This window comes from Kitasatospora nipponensis (assembly GCF_039528135.1).
In the GTDB taxonomy this organism is placed as follows: Bacteria; Actinomycetota; Actinomycetes; order Streptomycetales; family Streptomycetaceae; genus Kitasatospora; species Kitasatospora nipponensis.
Genome location: NZ_BAAALF010000027.1, coordinates 24,776 through 43,899 on the forward strand (window position 1 = coordinate 24,776; position 19,124 = coordinate 43,899).

Sequence of the window (19,124 nt, forward strand, 5' to 3'; positions counted from 1 at the left end):
GTCGAGCCCCGGACGTCCCACCCAAGCACCGTGGACGTCACCGATTACTCCGTCTCGATGTTCGACCACTGCCCGTTCCTCAAATCGTCCATCCTGCATGGGAGCACCGGATGGACGGTGTACGAGATCGGAGCAGGCGCGGACCGCTGCGCGGTCGAGGCCGAGTTGTTCCATGCCGGCGTTCAGGCGGCGGAGTGGATCCGGCCGCTGATGGGTCGACCGCATGGTGCGCTCGTCTGCGAGAACCTCGTCATTACGGGCGCCCTTCCGGAAGCCGAGCACCGCGAGCTGATGGCCTGGCCGCACTGGGCGTTGAAGCACCTGTACGGGCCGGTGGGCGTGATGTTCGGCAAGTTCGCCCAGGGTGCCCATGAGCGCGACAGGTTCGGGCGGAACATCCCGCCACCGCCGTTCTCGTTCCTGCCGGTGCGTGCCGCTGTGCGCGCCCGCGATTCATACTTCCTGTCGGACACGCCCGATCTGGCGCGGGCAGTGGCGGTGGCCGACGACGACGGCCGGGACGTGTTCCAGCACATCCCCTGCGATTGGAAGGCGGTGCGGGCATGGGCGACTTCGCTCCCTGTCCCCCTGAGGCAGTGATGGCAGCGCAGGCCTGCTGCGGGTCCGTGGAGTTGAGAGAGATCACCGACCGACGTGGTTCGGCCGTGTGGAAGGCCACCGGGCCGCTCGGCGCGGTGGCGATCAAGCTGGGGCACGGCGCCGATGGTGAGGGCGCGGAGATCACGGCGCGCGAGGCCGCCGTTCTCGATGCCCTGCCGGAGTACACCGTGACCGCCGGCCGCTCCGGCCCCGATGTCTGGTACGTCACGCCGTGGCTGGCAGGCCTCTCTACCTGGGAGCTGTTCCGGCCGGTACGGGACGGCTCCGACGTCCGGAGCACCGCTCTCGCCGGGGCGGTCGCGCTCTGCCGCGCGGTCGCGGCCTTCCACGCCGGCGGCTGGGTCCACGGTGACCTGCAGCCGGCCCACGGCATCCACACCGCCGGCGGCGTGAAGCTGATCGACTTCGCGTGGTCGTGGCGTATGGGAACGGACCCGTGGCGGGAGTTCAATGGCGGCATCACACACCTGGTCGCCCCGGAACTGGCAGCATGGATCACCACCGGACCGCAGCCGGTGAAACCGTCGCAGGCGGCGGACGTGTACGCACTCGCCGGCGTCCTGTGGACCTGCACTACCGGCGGGTGGCCGCTGGACTACGACGCGGCCGGGATAGGAGTGAAGGACACCAGCCCGGCGGAGCTGAGGAAGGCGATCGCCGCCGGCATCCCCCTGACCGTCGGGCGGCCGTGGCCGCAGCTCCAAGCCGTGCTTGCCGACGTGCTCATCGCGCCCGCCGCCGAGCGGCCCACGGCTGATGATCTCGCCGACCGGCTGACCGGGGTGACCACCTGAACGTACGGCCTGGGACCCCTGCCGACGCCGCCGAACTCGCCCGCATCCACGCCGAGATGGTGGGCGTCGACATCGCCGGCCCATGGCGAGACCGGTTGGCCGACCATCTGCGTGAGCGGCTGGGAGGCGAACTGGTCGCCGCGTTCGTGATCGACGCCCCGGCAGGCGGTCTCGCCGCCTGCGCGATCGGCGTCGTTCACCAGGGCCTGCCGGGCCCCGACCACGTCGGAGTCTTCGGGCAGGTACAGACGGTTGTCACCGAGCAGCCGTTCCGCCGGCGTGGCTATGGCCGAGCGGTCACCTGTGCCTTGGTGGAGTGGCTGACCGGCCAGGGCTGCACTCTGCTGAACCTCGCGACCAGTGACGCGGGCAGAGAACTCTACGTGTCGCTGGGCTTCACATCGAACCCCTGCTCGATGCGGCTGATCGCCAGGCCGTACCACCGGGCGTGATGTCGCCCGGTCTCGTCCTGTTGCCGAACGCCAGAGCCTGCCGACCGTTGATCAGCGCGTCCAATTCGCCGTACCGCAAGGGAGCTTGGCCATGTCCGACAGTCTCGACAGACCAACTGACCCGTCGGGGGTGGACCACATCTGGCTGCCGTGCAGCCGGCGTTCGCCGGGGTTGGCGCGGCGGCGGTTGCGGGAGTTCCTGGCGCGCGTCGAGGGTGGTGGGCGGTTCGCCGAGGTGGGGGAGCTGCTGGTGTCCGAGTTGGTCACCAATGCCTGGCGGCACGGCACCAGAACGGGTCGGCTGATCCGGGTCGGCTTCGGGTTCGACGCGGACCGGCTGGTGATCGAGGTCGACGACGCGGGTGGCGGCAAGCCCGAGTTGGGTGAGGCCGCCGCCGACCAGGAGTCCGGTCGGGGGCTGCGGCTGGTGGACGGGTTGGCGCTGGCGTGGGGGTGCGGCGCGCGTCCGGGGGTGGGTAAGCGGGTCTGGGCGGTTGTGGGTCCGGCGGCGGGCGAGGGCACGGAGGAGGCCGCGTGACCGGGCGGTCGACGGGTCCCGTGGTCGGGCCGGTGACGGTGGAGCTGACGGGGATCGCGGAGCCCGCGGCGTTCGCGCGGGTGCCGGACGCGCTGGCCGCCGCGTGGCGTTCGCTGCAACTGCTCCCACTGGACCGTCACGAGCGCGCCTGGCTCGGGTGCGTGCTGTCGCAGCCGGAGGCGGAGCTGGGCGTACTGGAGGGCTTCGAGCGGCGCGGGTCCTGGGAGCTGGCATTCAGGTTGCGAGGCAACTCTCATGAGGTGCGCATTCGTCCGGCTCGGGAGGGAACCGACGAAGGTAAAGCGCAGGGTGACGTGGGGCGAACGGGCCCGTCGCGCGGTGAACGGCGCGGGTGATTCAGTGCTGGCGCGGGCTGGTGCGCGAGAGGCCGGTGTGGCATCGCCGAGATCTTAGCTGACGGTTCATCAGAACCAGTTGTCGCGTGCACATCTTATGCGCTCCTGGGCCACCATTCGTTCATGAGCGTGGTGTCCGGCGTTTGCTTAACGGAACCTGGAAGTCCGCCCGTGGCCGGGACCGTTCGTTTCCGGCCACGGAGCACCCGCTCCGGCAACGCTGGGCGCGCACGCGGAGTGCGGCGACGCGCGTAGCGAGGCCGAATCCGGGCGCGGAGGGCGGACTGCGACATGGGACAGCCGAGATTTCTGATCGTCAGCAGACCGGCGCGCTGTGACGGGCCGGCGCCGGACGAGGCCTGGCGCACCGAGACGGTCTGGCGGCTGGTCGGCGCCAACAACCGCAGCCTGGGCCAGAGTCAGGGCTCCTTCGGCGACGTTCCCTCCTGCCAGGCGGCGATCCGACGGCTGGTCAACCGGCTGGCCCAGTGCAAGCCGACGCTGCACGCCGTGGACAGCGGTCAGCTCTGGGTCTGGCGGCTGGAGTTGGACGGCCAGGTGCTGGCGGTCTCGGCCCGCCCCTACCGTCGCCAGCGCGAGTGCCAGTACAACCTGGCGGGCTTCCTCGCCGGGGCGTGCACCGGCGAGCCGCCCCGCAACCGCTCGGGGGCGCGGATGCTCCCGCGGGCCCGGCGCGGTGGCCTGTGAGCACGCAGGGGCCGCTGAGCGCGCCCGTGGACAGCGGCACCGTCCGACCGCAGCCCGACCCCGCCTCGGCCACCGACCGGCCGCGCGCCCTGGTCACCCGGGCGGGGCTGGCGGACCGGCTCTTCCTGCTGGTCGCCCGGTCCGGCGGCGCCTTCGTGCTGCTGGTGATGGTTTCGCTCGGCGGGTACCTCGCGCTGCGGGCCAGCGACGCGCTCGGCACCGCGGGCCTGTCCTTCCTCACCACCGAGAGCTGGAACCCGGACGCCGGGCACGGGCACTTCGGCATCGCCGCCGTGCTGACCGGCACCGTGCTGATCGGCGGCATCGCCGTCTCGCTCGCGCTGCCGATGGCGCTGGGCAGCGCGCTCTACATCAGCGAGTACGCGCCCCGCCGCCTCAAGCGCACCCTGATCGGCCTGGTGGACCTGATGGCCGCGGTGCCCAGCGTGGTCTACGGGCTGTGGGGCTTCGTCCTGCTGCAGTACAAGCTGGCCGGGCTGGCCCGCTGGGTCTCCGAGTACCTCGGCTGGATCCCGCTGCTGCGGGTGACCGGCGCGGACCCGGACGACCCGCTCAACCCGCCCACGCTCTACGTGGCCTCCAGTGCGATGGCCGGCACGGTGGTCGCCTTCATGATCACGCCCATCATGTGCTCGATCATGCGCGAGGTCTTCGACCAGGCCCCGCCCGGCGAGCGCGAGGGCGCCTACGCGCTGGGCGCGACCCGCTGGGGCATGATCCGCTCCGTCGTGCTGCCGTTCGGCCGCGGTGGCGTGATCGGCGGCACGATGCTGGGCCTGGGTCGCGCGCTCGGCGAGACGATCACGGTCTACCTGATCCTCTCCATGCACTTCGAGATCCGCCTGCACGTGCTGCAGACCGGTGGCAGCGCGGTCGCGCCGCTGATCGCGCTGCGCTACGGGGACTCCTCACCGTTCGCGATCTCGGCCCTGATGGCGGCCGGGCTCTCGCTCTTCCTGCTGACCCTCGTGGTGAACTTCGCCGCCGCCGCGGTGGTCGCCCGCAGCCGTTCGGGAGCCGCCTCGTGACGATCCATGAGACCGACCGGACCATGCCGGCCCAGCGGGTCGAGCCCCCGGCCGCCACCACCGTGGTGCCCCGCCCCGCCGCCGGGGCCCAGGCGCTCGCCACCGCGCCGCGCCGGCGCACCGGCGGGCAGCGCCCCGGCGACCGGTACGCGCTCTGGGGCTCGCTGGCCGGCTCGCTGGCCGCCAACGCGCTGCTGTTCCAGCGCCTGGCGCCGTTCGACGGCGCGATCGGGTTCGTGATCTGCAGCTGGGTGACCTTCCTGGCGCTGTACGCGCTGGTGGTCTCCCGTGATGAGAGTGGTCCCGCAGTGCGTGACCGGCTGGCCGCGGCCGTGGTGCACAGCATCGCGGCGCTGCTGCTGGGCGTGCTGGTCTGGATGGTCGGCTACATCTTCCTCCAGGGCTTCAAGGCGCTGCGGCACGTGAACTTCTACACCCAGGACCTCTCGATCACCGGCCCGCTCGACCCGCTGAGCCACGGCGGCGCGCTGCACGCGCTGGCCGGCACGCTCTGCCAGATCACCATCGCGCTGGCCATCACCATCCCGCTCGGGCTGATCTGCGCGATCTTCCTCGGCGAGGTGCCCGGCCGGTTCGCCACCCTGGTGCGCACCGTGGTGGAGGCGATGACGGCGCTGCCCTCGGTGCTCGCCGGGCTCTTCGTCTACGCGGTCGTGGTGCTGGCGCTGGACCGCCCGCGCTCGGGCTTCGTGGCGGGCGTCGCGCTGTCGGTGATGATGCTGCCGATCCTGATCCGGGCCGCCGACGTGGTGCTGCGCCTGGTGCCGGCCTCGCTCAAGGAGGCCTCGTACGCCCTGGGGGCGAGCCGCTGGCGGACGGTCTGGACGGTCACCCTGCCGAGCGCCCGCTCGGGGCTGGCCACCGCGATCATCCTGGCCGCCGCGCGCGGGATCGGCGAGACCTCGCCGGTGCTGCTCTGCTCCGGCTACGGCAAGAGCCTCAACCTCGACCTGTTCCACAACCCGCAGGCGTCGCTGCCGCTGATGGCCTTCACGCTGGTGAAGTCCCCCGAACCGGCCCAGGTGGCCCGGGGGTTCGGCGCGGCCGCGCTGCTGCTGGCCCTGGTGCTGCTGCTCTTCGCGGTGGCCAGGGCGCTCGGCGGGCGCGCCCCCGGCGACCTCTCCCGCCGCCAACTCGCCCGCCGGGCACGGCAGTCCGCCGCCGACCAGGTGCGCATGCGGCAGTCCGCCGCCGACCAGCACCGCATGCGGCAGTCCGCCGCCGACCAGGCCCACCTCCGGCCGTCGTCGCCGCCCGGAACCGTACGGAAGGAAACCCCGGTGCCCAGCCAGCGCCCGCGCCCGCGCCTCTTCGCGTTCTTCACCGTCCTCGGCATCCTGGCCGCCTCGATCCTGCTCGGCAGCGCCCCGCGGGCCGCCGCCGACAACTACTTCCGGATCACCGGCGCCGGCTCCACCTGGAGCGGCAACGCCCTGGACGCCTGGACCAGCAACGTCAAGCAGTACGGCATGACGGTCGAGTACGACGAGCAGGGATCCTCATACGGCCGGGCCCAGTTCAAGGCCGGCGCGGTGGACTTCGGGGTCTCCGAGATCCCCTACGGCCTCACCGACCAGGGTCAGGTCGACCCCAAGCCGAGTTGGGACATGGCGTACCTGCCGATCGTGGCGGGCGGCACCTCGTTCATGTACAACCTGCGGATCAGCGGGCGCCAGGTCACCAACCTGCGGCTCTCGCCGGAGACCCTGACCAAGATCTTCACCGGGAAGATCACCGTCTGGAACGACCCCGCGGTGCAGGCCGACAACCCGGGCCTGAAGATGCCGGCGATCCCGGTGCGGCCCGTGGTCCGCTCGGACGGCTCCGGCACCACCGCGCAGTTCACCGCCTGGATGGCCGACAGCCAGCCGGCCCTGTGGAACGACTACTGCGGGCGCTCGGGCCGCTCGGCGCCCTGCGGCTTCACCTCGTTCTACCCGCTGCTGCCGGGCAGCAACTGGCCCGCGCTCGGCACCTCGGTGGCGGTGGCCAAGACGGTGGCCGAGGACGCCAACGTCGGCACCATCACCTACGTCGAGTACTCCTACGCCCGCGGCAACAACTACCCGGTGGTCAAGCTGCTCAACGACGCGGGCTACTACGTCGAGCCGACCGGGCCGAGCGTCTCGGTCGCGCTGGAGAAGGTGCAGATCAACCCCGACCTGACGCAGAAGCTCCAGGCCGTCTACCACAACCCCGACCCGCGCTCCTACCCGCTCTCCAGCTACAGCTACATGCTGGTGCACACCTCCACCGACGGCACCACCTTCACCCCGGCCAAGGGTCACACGCTGGCCGCCTTCGGCTACTACTTCCTCTGCGAGGGGCAGAACCAGGCGGACAGCCTGGGGTACTCGCCGCTCACCGCGAACCTGGTCGAGTCCGGGTTCCAGCAACTCGCCAAGATCCCCGGCAGCGAGGGCCGCGCCTTCGACCGGAGCAAGTGCAGCAACCCGACCTTCTCCGCCGACGGCCACAACCCCTTCGCGGACAGCGCCCCGACACCACCGGGCTGTGACAAGAAGGGCGGCGCCACGCAGTGCGCCACCGGCACCGGCGGCGCCCGGTTCGACACCCCGGTCTCGGGCGGGTCGACCGGGGCTGTCACCGGCGGTACGACGGGCGGCACCGGCGGCACCGGGGCGGCCGCCAGCGGCGGGTCGGGGGGCGGCGCCGCCAGCGGCGGGACCGGCACAGGGGCGAAGACCACCACCGGAGGGACCACCGGCGCGAAGACCGCCACCGCCGGCGCCGCGACCGGCACCGCGACGGGCGTCGGCACCGGCGGCACCGGAGCGGGCACCGGCGCGGTCGGCGGCACCGGCGGCGGGAGCACCGGCGCCCAGGCGGGTGACGGCTCCGGCGGCGGCGCGGCGGGCACCGGCGGTGCGGTGGCGGGTGGCACGGGCGGCGACCCGGCGCCGGACCCGGCGCTGGCCGGCGACGGTTCGGGCGGCGGCACCGGCGGGCAGGGCGGCGCGGGCGCGCCGCGGCTGACCGGCGACCCGGTGGCGATCGGGGCGGCGGCGGGCAGCGGTCTGCAGCACACCCTGATGGTGATCTCGGCGCTGCTGCTGGGCGCGGTCATCGTGCTGCCGCCGCTGCTGGCCCGCCGGCTCTCGGGGCGGGGGGACCAGCGATGACGCGCCGCACCTCGACCGATACCGGGCGCCGCACCGCGCCCGCCCGTCCCCGGGCCTCGCTGGCCCGGCGCGCGCTGCGGACCGCGCTGACGCTGACCGTAGTGCTCACCGCGGCGGCCGGCGTGGCGCTGTCGGGCGGCTCGCCGGAGCCGCCGCAGCAGGTGGCGGCCACCGGCTCGGCCGGCCCGTCCATCGCGGTGGACCCGGTCACCAGCACGCCCGTACCGCTCGGCGGCGCCACCGGCACCACCGCCGCGCCGGCCGCGGACAGCGCCCCGGTGCCGGTCACGGTCAAGGGCAGCGGCGCCTTCGCCAACCTGGAGGTGACGGTCGCCCAGACCACCCACCTGGTCGACCAGGTGGTGGCGGTCAGCTGGAAGGGCGGCACCCAGACCAAGCCGAGCCCGATGAGCTTCGGCCAGGACTTCCTGGAGGTCATGCAGTGCTGGGGTGACGCGCCGACCGGGCCCGACCGCACCCAGTGCCAGTACGGCGGCCTGAAGGGCGACGGGCGGGGCGGCGGCTACGTGCCCAGCCGGCAGCTCAACTACGGTCGCACGCTGAGCGATCCGGCCGAGCCACTGAAGCAGACCGACCCGGCGCAGAACGTCTACGTGCCGTTCGCTCCGGTCACCGGGGACCCGCCGGAGACCGGCGCCAACAGCGCCTACTTCGACGCCCAGGCGACCAACGAGGTGCCCTTCGCGCCGACCCGCTCGGACGGCACCGGGCAGCTCTTCTTCGAGATGCAGACCGGCCAGGAGGCCCCGGGCCTGGGCTGCGGGCAGACCCCGGTCGGCCGGAGCGGCCCGTTCACCGAGGGCCGCGCGTGCTGGCTGGTGATCGTGCCGCGCGGCGAGCTGGAGGTCGACGGCAAGCCGCCGGTGGGCAATTCCAGCATGCTGCAGTCCTCGCCGCTGTCCACCACCAACTGGAACAACCGCCTGGTGGTCCCGCTGCACTTCGAGCCGATCGGCGTCTCCTGCCCGATCGGCAGCTCGGAGCGGCCCACGCTGGGCACCGAGGTGGCCTCCGAGGCGGTCTCCCGCTGGCAGCCCGTGCTCTGCCAGCAGTCCGGGCGGCTCTTCAACTACCTGATGCTGCCCGACACGATGGCCCGGCGGAAGCTGACCGATCTGGGCTCGCCCGGACTGGTCTACCTGGGCAAGCCGTTGGCCAAGGCCGACCAGACACCGGGGCGCACCCCCCTCTACGCGCCGCTGACGATCTCCGGCCTGACCATCGCCTTCGACATCGAGAGCCAGTCCTACTCGCTCACCCCGGACGACAAGCGCAAGCTGGACGGCCAGCGGATCCCGCAGATGAGCCTGACGCCCCGGCTGGTCGCCAAGTTGCTGACCCAGAGCTACCAGTACGCGGTCAGCCCCGGTGACCCGGACGTGCCCAAGGGTAACCCGCTGGACCTCACCTCCGACCCCGAATTCCTGGCCCTCAACCCGCAGTTCGCGGGCCTCTACTTCCCCTCCCGGATCCCCGACCTGCTGCTGCCCTCGACCAACTCCGACACCGCGACGGCGGTCTGGCAGTGGCTGCTGGCCGACCCGGACGCGAAGGCCTTCCTCAGCGGCCAGGTCAGCCCGCAGTGGCACGACTCGATCAACCCCAACTACCTCGGTGGCAAGGTCGACTTCAACCGGGACAGCTTTCCCAAGGCGGACGGCTACTGTCAGCCCTTCCCGGACGACCCGAACGGCCGCCCGCCGTGGTGCACCTTCGACTCGCACCCGTTCTCGGCCACCATGCTCGAGGGCGCCCGGGCCTCGGCCCGCGGCGACACCCTGGCCAAGTCCGTCTGGGACGCCACCACCACCCCCGGCTCGCTGAAGAAGGGGGCGCCGCAGGCCCAGGGGCTGCGGGGCGTGATGGCCGTCACCACCACCGCGCTGGCCGACCGGTTCGGCCTCAACACGGCCAAACTGCTCAACCCGGCAGGGAAGTTCGTCGGCCCGGACACCGACGCGATGCTCGCCGAGGCGGCCGCCGCCACCCCGGCCGAGCCGGGCGGGGTCCCGGTGGTCGACCCGACCGCCAAGGTCACCGACGGCTACCCGCTGACCACCATCACCTACGCCGCGACGGTGCCCTCGGCGCTCAGCGCGAGCGACGGCGCCTCCTACGCCGAACTGCTGCGCTACGCGGCGGGCCCCGGCCAGCAGACGGGCGTCGCGGCCGGGCAACTGCCGGACGGTTACGCGCCGTTGCCGCAGGCGATGCGGGACCGGCTGGCCGCCGCGGCCCAGGCCGTGCAGGACGGCGCCGGGCAGCCCGACCCGGGCGCCACCGGTGCGCCCACCGGCCCGCCGCCCTCCTCGATCGCCACCCCGGTGACCGCGCCGAGCGGCGCCGCCACCCCGGCCACCACCACCGCGGTCACCAACGGCACGGTCACCACCGGCACCGTCGGGCAGGGCGGTGTGCCGGTCCAGCTCTACTCGCCGCCCCCCCCCCCCCCCCCCGAGGCCTGCCCCGGCCTGCCCGCCGCGCCCCTCGCGGCCGCCGCCCCCGCGGCCGGTGCGCAGGACGCGCCGGGCAGCCCCGCACCGAGTCCGACCCACTCGGTGGTCACGCTCTCCCCGACCGTACGGGCCCAGTCGGCCGCCCGTACCGTGCGGGCCCCGGTCGGCGGCCTCCGCTACGTGCTCTTCGGCGCCCTGGTCGCCGGACTGCTCGCGGCGGCCGGGGGGTTCGCGGTTCCACGGCTGATGCGCGGCAAGCGCTCCTGACGGCCAGTCAGGAGCGGACCGACCGGCTCGGCCCGCACCACGGTTCGTCTCACTCCACCGCTCACCTCGAACCACCTCGAAGGAAGAAAACCGTGCAGAAGAACTGGACCAAGCACTCCGTCACCAAGTGCCTCGCCGTCGCCGCCGGTCTGGGCCTGCTCGTGGCCGGTGCCGGAACCGCGCAGGCCGACCCGTCGGGCGCGCCCACCTTCCGCTCGCTGGCGGGTGTCGGCTCGGACACCACCCAGGGCGTGATGAACGCGATCGCCAACGCCGCCGTGCTGAACGGCCAGAAGGTGCTCGGCTCCTACGACGCCACCGGCTCGGCCACCATCAACACCAAGGCCGCCGCCGCCTGCCAGAACCTGGCCCGGCCCAACGGCTCGGGCGCGGGCCGCACCGCGCTGCTCTCCGAGCTCGGCAAGAACAGCGGCTGCATCGACTTCTCGCGCTCCTCCAGCCTCGACCTCTCCGCGGCCGCGGTCCCGCTGACCTACGTCCCGTTCGCGGTGGACGGCGTCACCTACGCCGTCAGCGCCGGCAGCAGCCTGCCGATGGACCTGTCGACCGCCGACCTGCACGCGATCTACAGCTGCGACCCCGGCTACGTCGGCGCCGGCCCGAACTACAGCATCCACCCGCTGCTGCCGCAGGCCGGCTCGGGCACCCGCAAGTTCTGGGAGAGCGTGGTCGGCATCACCGAGGCCGACGTGGTGGCCAAGAAGTACCCCTGCATCAGCGACACCAAGGGCGGCAAGCCGATCGAGGAGCACGACGGCCGCGTCCTGGACACCACCTCGCTGGTGCCGTTCTCCATCGCGCAGTACATCGCCCAGGCCTCCACCACGCTGGCCGACATCCGCGGCACCGCGCAGCTCGGCAACATCAACGGCGTCCCCTCGCTGCTGCTCAACACCGGTGCGGCCGCGACCCGTGACGTCTACAACGTGATCCCCACCAGCAAGATCGGCACCAGCCCGTGGAGCGACGCCTTCGTCGGCGCCAACTCCCTGGTCTGCCAGCAGTCCACGATCATCAAGCAGTACGGCTTCGGTGTGCACACCAGCTGCGGCGACACCTCGAAGACCACCGGCTGATGTCGCGCTCCTCCTCCCTCCCCGCTCAGCCCATCGACGTCCCGAAGGCGAGTTCCACCGTGAAGCTCACCCGTATCTCGCGCACCGTCGCGCTCGGCGCCGCCACCATGCTGGCGGCCGGCAGCGTGACCCTGCTCTCGGCGGTGGCGGCCCAGGCCGACGCGCCCAGCCCGACCATCGGCACCCTGACCGTCAACCCCGCCTCCGGCGCGGACGACACGCTGATCAACGTGGTCTCCTCCGCGGCCTGCCCCGGCGGCACCAACCTCCAGGTGCTGGTCTTCGGCCAGGGCTTCCCGGTCGACGGCTACGGCGTCACCCCGAACCAGTCGCAGGGCACCACCCCGCCCGACGCGGACGGCCACATCAACCTGCCGCTGAGCGACACCATGCGCAGCTTCGCGCAGAAGAACGGCTTCAGCACCCTCGCCGGCCAGTACGACTTCCACCTGCGTTGCCGCGCCAAGATCGGCACCACGTACTTCGGTGACTTCGTGGGCAGCATCAACTTCACCAGCCCCACCGCGTACAGCACCGTCGTGGTGGCCCCGCCGGTCGCCACCGCCACCACCACCACGCTGGCGGTCACCCCCGCCGGTTCGGCCACCGTCGGCGCGAACGTCACGCTGACCGCGACCGTCGCCCCGGCCGCCGCGGGCACCGTGCAGTTCCTGGACGGCACCACCGCGCTCGGCGCGCCGGTCGCGGTCGCGGGCGGTACGGCGGCGCTCACCACCGCCGCGCTCGCCCAGGGTGCGCACAGCCTGTCGGCCGTCTTCACCTCGAGCGACGCCGCGTTCGCGGGCTCGACCTCGGCGGCCACCGCCTACACGGTCAGCCCCAAGGGTGCGCTCCCCACCACCACCGCGCTCGCCCTGTCCCCGTCCGGTTCGGCCAGCCACGGCACCGCCGTCCAGCTGACCGCGACCGTGACGGCCGGTGCCGCCGGTTCCGTGCAGTTCCTGGACGGCGGCGCCCCGCTCGGCGCCCCGGTGACCGTGGCGGCCGGCTCCGCCCAGCTCTCCGTCACCTCGCTGACCGAGGGCGACCACCAGCTCTCCGCCGCCTTCACCCCGGCCGACGCCACCGCGTTCGCCGCCTCGGCCTCGGCCGCGGTGCCGTTCGCGGTCACCCCGGTCGTGCTCCCGCCGAACCCGGGCCTGCCCACCCCGCCGGCCCCGGTCGGCGAGACCATCACCACCACGGTGGCCGCCGGCGGCCTGGTGATCAGCGTGGCGGACGGCAACGTCACGCTGCCGGCGCTGACCCTCAACAGCACCAGCACCTACTTCGCCACCGCCGGTGCGCTGCAGACCGTCACCGTCACCGACACCCGCGCCGGCGCGCCGGGCTGGTCGGTCAGCGGCCAGGTCGCGCAGTTCTCCTCGAACGGCAACGCCATCAACGCGGAGAACCTCGGCTGGGCGCCGAACCTGGTCTCCAAGGGCGACGCCGTCAAGCTCAACCTCGGCGGCCAGGTCGCCCCGGCCAACGCGGTCGAGGCGAGCGACACGGGCGCGCAGGGCCTCAAGTCCTCCCGGACGCTGGCCACCGCGACCGGTCTGGGCACCGCGAAGCTCGGCGCCGACCTGACCCTGCTGGCCCCGACCTCCACCCAGGCCGGGACGTACCAGGGCGTGCTGACGCTGACCGCGATCTGACACCCCCTCGGCCCGGCGGGTCGTCGTGTGACGACCCGCCGGGCCCACCCCCTCCGTACCCGTTCGAGGATGTGCCGCCGATGCCGCGAGTCCGCCGTACCCCGATGAACCGTCTCCTGCCGGCCCTGACCGCGGCCCTGGCGGCCGCCCTGCTCGCCCTGGGCCCCGGCGCGGGCCCGGCCCGGGCGGACGATCCCGGCACCCCGGCGGCGCCCGGCCCGCAGCAGTCGGCCCCGGCCGCCCCGTCGTCGGCCCCGGCCGCGCAGCCGGCCGGCGGCACCCCCGCGCAGCCGCAACAGCCGGGCAGCGCACAGACCTTCGGCATCCAGCCCGCCACCGACGGGCAGCCCGACACCCGCGGCGCCTTCACCTACTCCGCCACCCCCGGCGCGACGCTCAAGGACCAGGTCGCGGTGGCGAACTACAGCGACCAGCCGCTCACCCTCCAGCTCTACGCCGCCGACGCCTTCAACACCGACACCGGCGGCTACGACGTGCTGGCCGCCGGCAAGCCCTCCAGCCAGGCCGGCAGTTGGCTGCGGACCGGCACCGACCAGCTCACCCTGCCCGCGCACAGCCAGCAGGTCTTCCCGTTCACCCTCGCCGTGCCGGCCGACGCCTCGCCCGGCGACCACCCGGCCGGCATCGTGGTGGCGCTGCGCCGCGACACCAAGGACGCCAAGGGCAACACCGTGACGGTCGACCAACGGGTCGGCGCCCGGGTCAACCTGCGGGTCTCCGGCGACCTGCGGGCCGACCTGCGGGTCGAGGACGTGCGCACCGTCTACCACCCCAGCGTCAACCCGATCGACTCCGGCCACACCACCATCAGCTACACGGTGCGCAACGCGGGCAACGTGCGCCTCGCCGGGCGCCAGGCGGTCCGGGTCACCAACGCGTTCGGCACGCTGGCCACCTCGGCCGGCTCGCCGGACCTCCAGGAACTGCTGCCCGGCAACACGGTCCGCTACCACCTGGAGGTCTCCGGCGCGTACCCCACGCTCTGGTCGACCGCCGGCATCACCGTCGACCCGCTGGCCGTGGCGGGGGACCGGGACCCGAAGCTCTCCAGCAGCACCGAGAAGCACCGTTTCGCCAGCATCCCGTGGGCACTGCTCGCGGTGCTGGTCCCGGCGCTGGCGCTGGCCGAGTTCGCCCCCCGGCGCCGCCGGCCGGCCCCGGGCGGCGGCGGGGTGGGTGCTGCTCCGGGTGCGGATCCGGACGCTGCGCCGGGTGCGGGCGCGGGTGTTGCGCCGGCTGCGGGTGCTGCGCCGGCCGCGGTGGTCACCGGGGGAGCGGCGCTGGCGCTGCTGCTGCTCGCGCTGACGGCGGCGGGCCTGGCCGGCGGGCCGCGGGCCGTCGCGGACGCCCCGGCGGCCTCGCCGGCCGCCTCTGCACCTGCCGCTTCGGCGCCGGCCGCGCCGGTGGTCGCGGTCCCCGGCCTCCCGGGCACGCTCGCCTTCGACTACCCGACCGGCCACGACGACGACCCCGTCGACCTGCTCACCTCCGGCCCGTGCCCGCACCCGACGGTCGACTACCTGACGGTCCGGATCACCGGTGCCGGCTTCCCCGCCGAGGGCGCCCCGCTGAACGGCACGGCCGCCGCCTCGATCTACCACGTCGCGGCCAACGGCGGCTACGTGCTGCCGCTGGCCACGACCCTGCGCACGGTGGCCACCGGGCACGGCGTCACCGAGCTGCACGGCCCCTACACGCTGACCGCCAGCTGCCGCGGGCGGGTCAACCCGGCCTCGGTGCTGGACTTCACCGGTGTGCTGAACTTCGACACGCCGACCACCTGGCAGACCGCGAGCGTCGCCCCCGACGGCGTGATCCACGCGGCGAACGCCGAGCCGGCGCCCGGCCCGGCGGCGGCGCTGCGGTCGGCTCCGGTGGCCGCCCGTCCGGCCCCCGCGTCGGGCACCCCGACCGCCGCCTGGGTCGCGATGGGCCTGGGCGCCCTGCTGCTCGGCTGGATCGGCCTGCCCCACCTGCGCGGTCGCCGCCGCGGAGCCGGAGCCGCCGCGGCTGCGGGGACGGAGGCCGACGCGTGACCTCGACCGTCCTGACCAAGGCGCCCCCCGCCTCGTCCCGGCCCCCCCCCCCCCCCCCCCCCCCCCCCCCCCCCGCCCCCGGGCCGCGGCCGGGCGGCGCCCACCGGCCCGACACCGCCCAGCTGGTGGGCGCCGGGCTGACCATCCTGGCCACCCTGCTGCTCGGCCTGGTCCTCGACCTGGGCCCGGTCGGCGCGATCCAGCACCTGCGCGACAACGACACCGGCTACGCGCAGCTGCGCGAGACCCTGGCCAAGGGCACCACCCCGATCGGCCAGCGCGACAACACCGGCAAGGCCGTCACCCCCGGGACCCCCGTCGCCCTGCTGGAGATCCCGCAGCTGGGCCTGCGCGAGGTGGTGCGCCAGGGCACCGCCGGCGACGTGCTGGCCGCCGGCCCCGGCCACCGGCGCGACTCGCCGATGCCCGGCCAGGCCGGCACCAGCGTGCTGCTCGGCCGCCAGGCGGGCTTCGGCGGCCCGTTCGGCTCGATCGGCCAGCTCCGGCCGAGCGAGACCTTCACGGTGACCACCGGTCAGGGCGTGCACACCTTCCGGGTGCTGGACGTGCGCCGCGCCGGCGACCCCGTGCCCGACCCGCCGGCGGCCGGCGCCGGCCGGCTGCTGCTGGTCACCGGCGACGGACCGGCCTTCGAGCCGTCCGGGGTGCTGCTGGTCGACGCCGACCTCGTCACCGACGTGCAGGACGCCGATCCGCGCCCGCTCACCGCCGCCGCCCTGCCGGCGGCCGAGCGGTCGATGGGCACCGACCCCGCCGCCTGGGTGCCGCTGGTGCTCTGGGGCGAGGGCCTGCTGCTCGCGGTGGTCGGCCTCACCCTGCTCCGGGCCCGCTGGGGCCGGGCGCAGAGCTGGGTGGTCGGGGTGCCCGTGCTGGCCGCGTTCGGCCTCGCGGTCGCCGACCAGGTCGCCCGCCTGCTGCCGAACCTGATCTGACCCGCCCGCTCCCCGTCCACCGAAGAGGACCCCGCATGACCACCCTGCCGGACTTCACCCCGCCCGACGGCCCGCTCGCCGTGGCCACCGCCGTTCCGGCCACCGCCGTGGCCGCTGCCGCCGCCGCGGCGGCCAACGCCGCTCCTGGCGTGCCCAGTCGGGCCGGCACCCTGGAGGCGCTCGCCGTCTCCGCCTGGTTCGGCAGCCGCAAGGTCCTGGAGCAGGTCTCGCTCACCATGCCGGCCGGCCGCGTCACCGCGTTGATCGGCCCGTCCGGCTGCGGCAAGTCGACCTTCCTGCGCACGCTGAACCGGATGCACGAGCTGATCCCCGGCGCCTCGCTGGCCGGCGAGGTGCTGCTGGACGGCACCGACGTCTACGACCCGGCCCGCCGGCTGACCGACGCTCGGCGCGACATCGGCATGGTCTTCCAGAAGCCCAACCCGTTCCCGGCGATGAGCATCTACGACAACGTGCTGGCCGGCCTCAAGCTCACCGGCACCAGGGCCGGCCGGGCCGAGAAGGACCAGCTGGTCGAGGAGTGCCTCACCAAGGCGGGCCTGTGGCGCGAGGTCGCCGACCGGCTCCGCCAGCCCGGCGGCGCGCTCTCCGGTGGGCAGCAGCAACGCCTGTGCATCGCAAGGTCGTTGGCGATCCGGCCGCGGGTCCTGCTGATGGACGAGCCCTGCTCGGCCCTCGACCCCACCTCCACCCGCCGGATCGAGCAGACCATCCGCGAGCTGGCGCACGAGGTGACCATCGTGATCGTCACCCACAACATGCAGCAGGCCGCCCGGGTCTCCGACAGCTGCGCGTTCTTCCTGGCCGAGCACGGCACCCCCGGGGCGATCGTCGAACACGGGCCCACCGCCGCGATGTTCGGCCACCCCGCCGACCCGCGCACCGCCGACTACGTCAACGGCCGCTTCGGCTGACGGACCCCTCCGGCCCGCCGTCGCGCGGGTCTCAGGGGACCAGCACGACCTTGCCGCGGACGGTGTGCGACTCGGCCAGCCGCATCGCCGCGCTCGCCTCGGTGAGTGGGAAGCTGGCGGCGATCTCGGCGGTCAGCACCCCGTCGGCGAGCAGGCCCAGCACCGCGCTCAGGTCCTGGCGCATCCGGGCGCGGAAGCGGGCCGGGCTGACCCGCTTGCCGTGCCAGACGTCGTAGAAGCCCGCCCGGCGACCGTTGGGCAGGACGTTCCACAGGGTGAGCCGGCCCAGCAGGGCGAAGAAGAGCGGGAGCAGCGCGCGCTTGTCGTGCGACGAGGACGCGATGGCGTAGCTGACCAGCGTGCCGCCGGGGGCCAGCAACTGCCAGGAGCGCAGCACGGTCTGCCCGCCGATGTTGTCGAAGACCGCGTCCACCCCGCCGGGAGCCAGTTCCCGCACCCGGGCGACCAGCGCGTCCAGGTCGGCGTAGTCGACCGGCTCGACGCCGGCGGCGCGCAGCGCGTCGTGGTGGCGCGGTGAGGCGACGCCGATGACCCGCACCCCGGCGTGCCGGGCGAGCTGGATCAGGACCGTGCCGACGCCGCCGTTCGCGCCGTGCACCAGGACGGTCTGACCGCGGCGCACCTTGGCCCTGCGGTGCAGCATCCCCCACGCGGTGAGGCCGTTGACGACGACCGTCTCGGCCTCGGCCGCCCCCACCCCGGCCGGCACCGGCACCAGGCCGTCGGCGGCCAGCACGGCGTGGGTGCTCCAGCCGCCGATCTTGGTCATGGCGGCCACCCGGGTCCCGACCAGCGCCGGGTCGACGCCGGCACCGACCGCGGCGACCACGCCGACCAGGTCGTAGCCGGGCACGAACGGGAACTTCGGCTGGCCCGGGTAGCGGCCCCGGCGCATCCCCTGCTCGGCGAAGGAGACCCCGCTCGCCTCCACCCGCACCAGCGCCTGCCCGGCGGCCGGTGCCGGCGTCGGCCGCCGGCGGACCAGCAGGCCGTCCGGCTCGACGAGGCCCGGGAGCACGATCTCGGTGGTGGTCCCGGCCCCGGTGACCGTGGTGCCGGTGCTGCTCTTCGACTGCTGCTGGCTGTTCATGGCCCACACCTCTGCTGTCCTGTGTCCCGTCGCCGCTTCGCTAACGCATGTAGCAAAGTTAATAGCCATCACAGTATGGAGGGACTGTTACGCTGTCAAGGCAGTCACAGAGTGAATAGGTATCGCAGAAAGTGGAGGGTGACACGAATGGTGGCGGAGACGGCCCGGCCGAGCCGGCGTGAGCAGCGGCGCGAGCAGACGCTGCAGGAGATCAAGGCGCTGGCCATGGAGCAGATCGCCGGCGGCGGCCCCGACGCGGTCTCGCTCAACGGCATCGCGCGCAGCATGGCGATGTCCCCCGCGGCCGTCTACCGGTACTTCGACAACCGCGACGCGCTGCTGGCCGACCTCGTCGTCGAGGTCTACGACTCGCTGGCCGACGCGCTGGAGGCCGCCGCCCGGGGCGCCGGCACGCCGGAGCAGCGGCTCGCCGCGGTGGCGCACGCCAGCCGTTCCTGGGCGCTGGAGCACCCGAACCCGTACCGGCTGATCTTCCAGACCACCAGCGGATCGGGCCAGGACCTCGCTCCCGAACGCACCATTCCGGCGGCCTCGCGCAGCATGGGCGCCCTGCTGGACGCGCTGTCCGCCGTCGCCGCGGCGGCGCAGGGCGAGGGGGACGGTGAGGGGGGCGAGGGTGACCGGGATCCGCAGGGCCCCGAGCTGGGCGAGCAGGTCCGTGCCTGGGCCGAGCGCACCGGAATGCCGGACCTGCCGGTGCGGGTGCTCACCCTGGGGCTCCTCTGCTGGACCAGGCTGCACGGAGTGATCAGCCTGGAACTGGGCCACCACCTGGTCTCCACCGGCATCGACCCCGGGCTGCTCTACCGCGCCGAGGTCGACGAGCTCGTCCGCCGGGCTCGGCTCGGCGGCCGCCGCTGAGC

Annotated in this window: 16 protein-coding genes; 15 read left to right on the forward strand and 1 reads right to left on the reverse strand. The window is 73.9% G+C overall.

Going from position 1 to position 19,124, the window contains the following annotated elements:
* Positions 1-30 precede the first annotated feature (30 nt).
* The 14 genes from ABD323_RS10770 (at position 31) to ABD323_RS10835 (ending at position 17,129) form a co-directional block, all read left to right on the forward strand.
* Positions 31-600, forward strand: coding sequence for a hypothetical protein (locus ABD323_RS10770; protein ID WP_344441086.1), 570 nt, complete (start codon positions 31-33; stop codon positions 598-600).
* 26 nt (positions 601-626) lie between these two features.
* Complete coding sequence (locus ABD323_RS10775) at positions 627-1,415, forward strand: protein kinase family protein (RefSeq protein ID WP_344441087.1); 789 nt, start codon at positions 627-629, stop codon at positions 1,413-1,415.
* A gap of 56 nt (positions 1,416-1,471) precedes the next feature.
* Positions 1,472-1,867 (forward strand): GNAT family N-acetyltransferase, encoded by a 396-nt coding sequence (locus ABD323_RS10780; RefSeq protein WP_344441088.1) that lies wholly within the window; start codon positions 1,472-1,474, stop codon positions 1,865-1,867.
* A 91-nt stretch (positions 1,868-1,958) separates the two neighbouring features.
* Positions 1,959-2,405 (forward strand): ATP-binding protein, encoded by a 447-nt coding sequence (locus ABD323_RS10785; protein ID WP_344441089.1) that lies wholly within the window; start codon positions 1,959-1,961, stop codon positions 2,403-2,405.
* A 32-nt stretch (positions 2,406-2,437) separates the two neighbouring features.
* The gene (locus ABD323_RS10790; protein ID WP_344441090.1) at positions 2,438-2,761 is read left to right on the forward strand and encodes a hypothetical protein; all 324 of its coding nucleotides are present in this window, start codon (positions 2,438-2,440) and stop codon (positions 2,759-2,761) included.
* A gap of 291 nt (positions 2,762-3,052) precedes the next feature.
* The gene (locus ABD323_RS10795; protein WP_344441092.1) at positions 3,053-3,469 is read left to right on the forward strand and encodes a hypothetical protein; all 417 of its coding nucleotides are present in this window, start codon (positions 3,053-3,055) and stop codon (positions 3,467-3,469) included.
* The gene (gene pstC, locus ABD323_RS10800; RefSeq protein ID WP_344441093.1) at positions 3,466-4,518 is read left to right on the forward strand and encodes a phosphate ABC transporter permease subunit PstC; all 1,053 of its coding nucleotides are present in this window, start codon (positions 3,466-3,468) and stop codon (positions 4,516-4,518) included. Before ABD323_RS10795 ends, pstC begins: the two co-directional genes overlap by 4 nt.
* A complete protein-coding gene (pstA, locus tag ABD323_RS10805) occupies positions 4,515-7,682 on the forward strand; it encodes a phosphate ABC transporter permease PstA (RefSeq protein WP_344441094.1) in 3,168 nt (1,055 codons plus the stop codon). The genes pstC and pstA overlap by 4 nt, the downstream gene beginning before the upstream one ends.
* Positions 7,679-10,426 carry a type 2 periplasmic-binding domain-containing protein gene (locus ABD323_RS10810; RefSeq protein ID WP_344441095.1) on the forward strand — a complete coding sequence of 916 codons (2,748 nt, stop codon included), beginning with the start codon at positions 7,679-7,681 and terminating at the stop codon, positions 10,424-10,426. Before pstA ends, ABD323_RS10810 begins: the two co-directional genes overlap by 4 nt.
* 92 nt (positions 10,427-10,518) lie before the next feature.
* Entirely contained in the window at positions 10,519-11,523 is a 1,005-nt protein-coding gene (locus ABD323_RS10815) for a substrate-binding domain-containing protein (protein WP_344441096.1), read from the forward strand.
* Positions 11,524-11,582: 59 nt separating this feature from the next.
* Complete coding sequence (locus ABD323_RS10820) at positions 11,583-13,184, forward strand: Ig-like domain-containing protein (RefSeq protein ID WP_344441097.1); 1,602 nt, start codon at positions 11,583-11,585, stop codon at positions 13,182-13,184.
* Positions 13,185-13,288: 104 nt separating this feature from the next.
* Positions 13,289-15,241: a WxL protein peptidoglycan domain-containing protein gene (locus tag ABD323_RS10825; protein WP_344441098.1), complete on the forward strand. Its 1,953-nt coding sequence runs from the start codon at positions 13,289-13,291 to the stop codon at positions 15,239-15,241.
* Between the two features lie 125 nt (positions 15,242-15,366).
* On the forward strand, positions 15,367-16,194 hold the full coding sequence (locus ABD323_RS10830) for a sortase domain-containing protein (protein WP_344441099.1): 828 nt from the start codon (positions 15,367-15,369) through the stop codon (positions 16,192-16,194).
* Positions 16,195-16,343: 149 nt separating this feature from the next.
* A complete protein-coding gene (locus tag ABD323_RS10835; protein WP_425555943.1) occupies positions 16,344-17,129 on the forward strand; it encodes a phosphate ABC transporter ATP-binding protein in 786 nt (261 codons plus the stop codon).
* Between the two features lie 31 nt (positions 17,130-17,160).
* On the opposite strand, the gene ABD323_RS10840 is transcribed toward ABD323_RS10835, so the two are convergent.
* Positions 17,161-18,240, reverse strand: coding sequence for a medium chain dehydrogenase/reductase family protein (locus ABD323_RS10840; RefSeq protein ID WP_344441101.1), 1,080 nt, complete (start codon positions 18,238-18,240; stop codon positions 17,161-17,163).
* Positions 18,241-18,387: 147 nt separating this feature from the next.
* On the opposite strand from ABD323_RS10840, the gene ABD323_RS10845 reads away from it, so the two are divergent.
* A complete protein-coding gene (locus ABD323_RS10845; RefSeq protein WP_344441102.1) occupies positions 18,388-19,122 on the forward strand; it encodes a TetR/AcrR family transcriptional regulator in 735 nt (244 codons plus the stop codon).
* Positions 19,123-19,124: the final 2 nt, after the last annotated feature.

Bases quoted from the DNA above. Each gene is read 5' to 3' on its own strand.
- ABD323_RS10780 (WP_344441088.1), top strand. From the start codon at position 1,472: ATGGTGGGCGTCGACATCGCCGGCCCATGGCGAGACCGGTTGGCCGAC.
- ABD323_RS10785 (WP_344441089.1), top strand. From the start codon at position 1,959: ATGTCCGACAGTCTCGACAGACCAACTGACCCGTCGGGGGTGGACCAC.
- ABD323_RS10795 (WP_344441092.1), top strand. From the start codon at position 3,053: ATGGGACAGCCGAGATTTCTGATCGTCAGCAGACCGGCGCGCTGTGAC.
- ABD323_RS10810 (WP_344441095.1), top strand. From the start codon at position 7,679: ATGACGCGCCGCACCTCGACCGATACCGGGCGCCGCACCGCGCCCGCC.
- ABD323_RS10825 (WP_344441098.1), top strand. From the start codon at position 13,289: ATGAACCGTCTCCTGCCGGCCCTGACCGCGGCCCTGGCGGCCGCCCTG.
- ABD323_RS10840 (WP_344441101.1), bottom strand. From the start codon at position 18,240: ATGAACAGCCAGCAGCAGTCGAAGAGCAGCACCGGCACCACGGTCACC.
- ABD323_RS10845 (WP_344441102.1), top strand. From the start codon at position 18,388: ATGGTGGCGGAGACGGCCCGGCCGAGCCGGCGTGAGCAGCGGCGCGAG.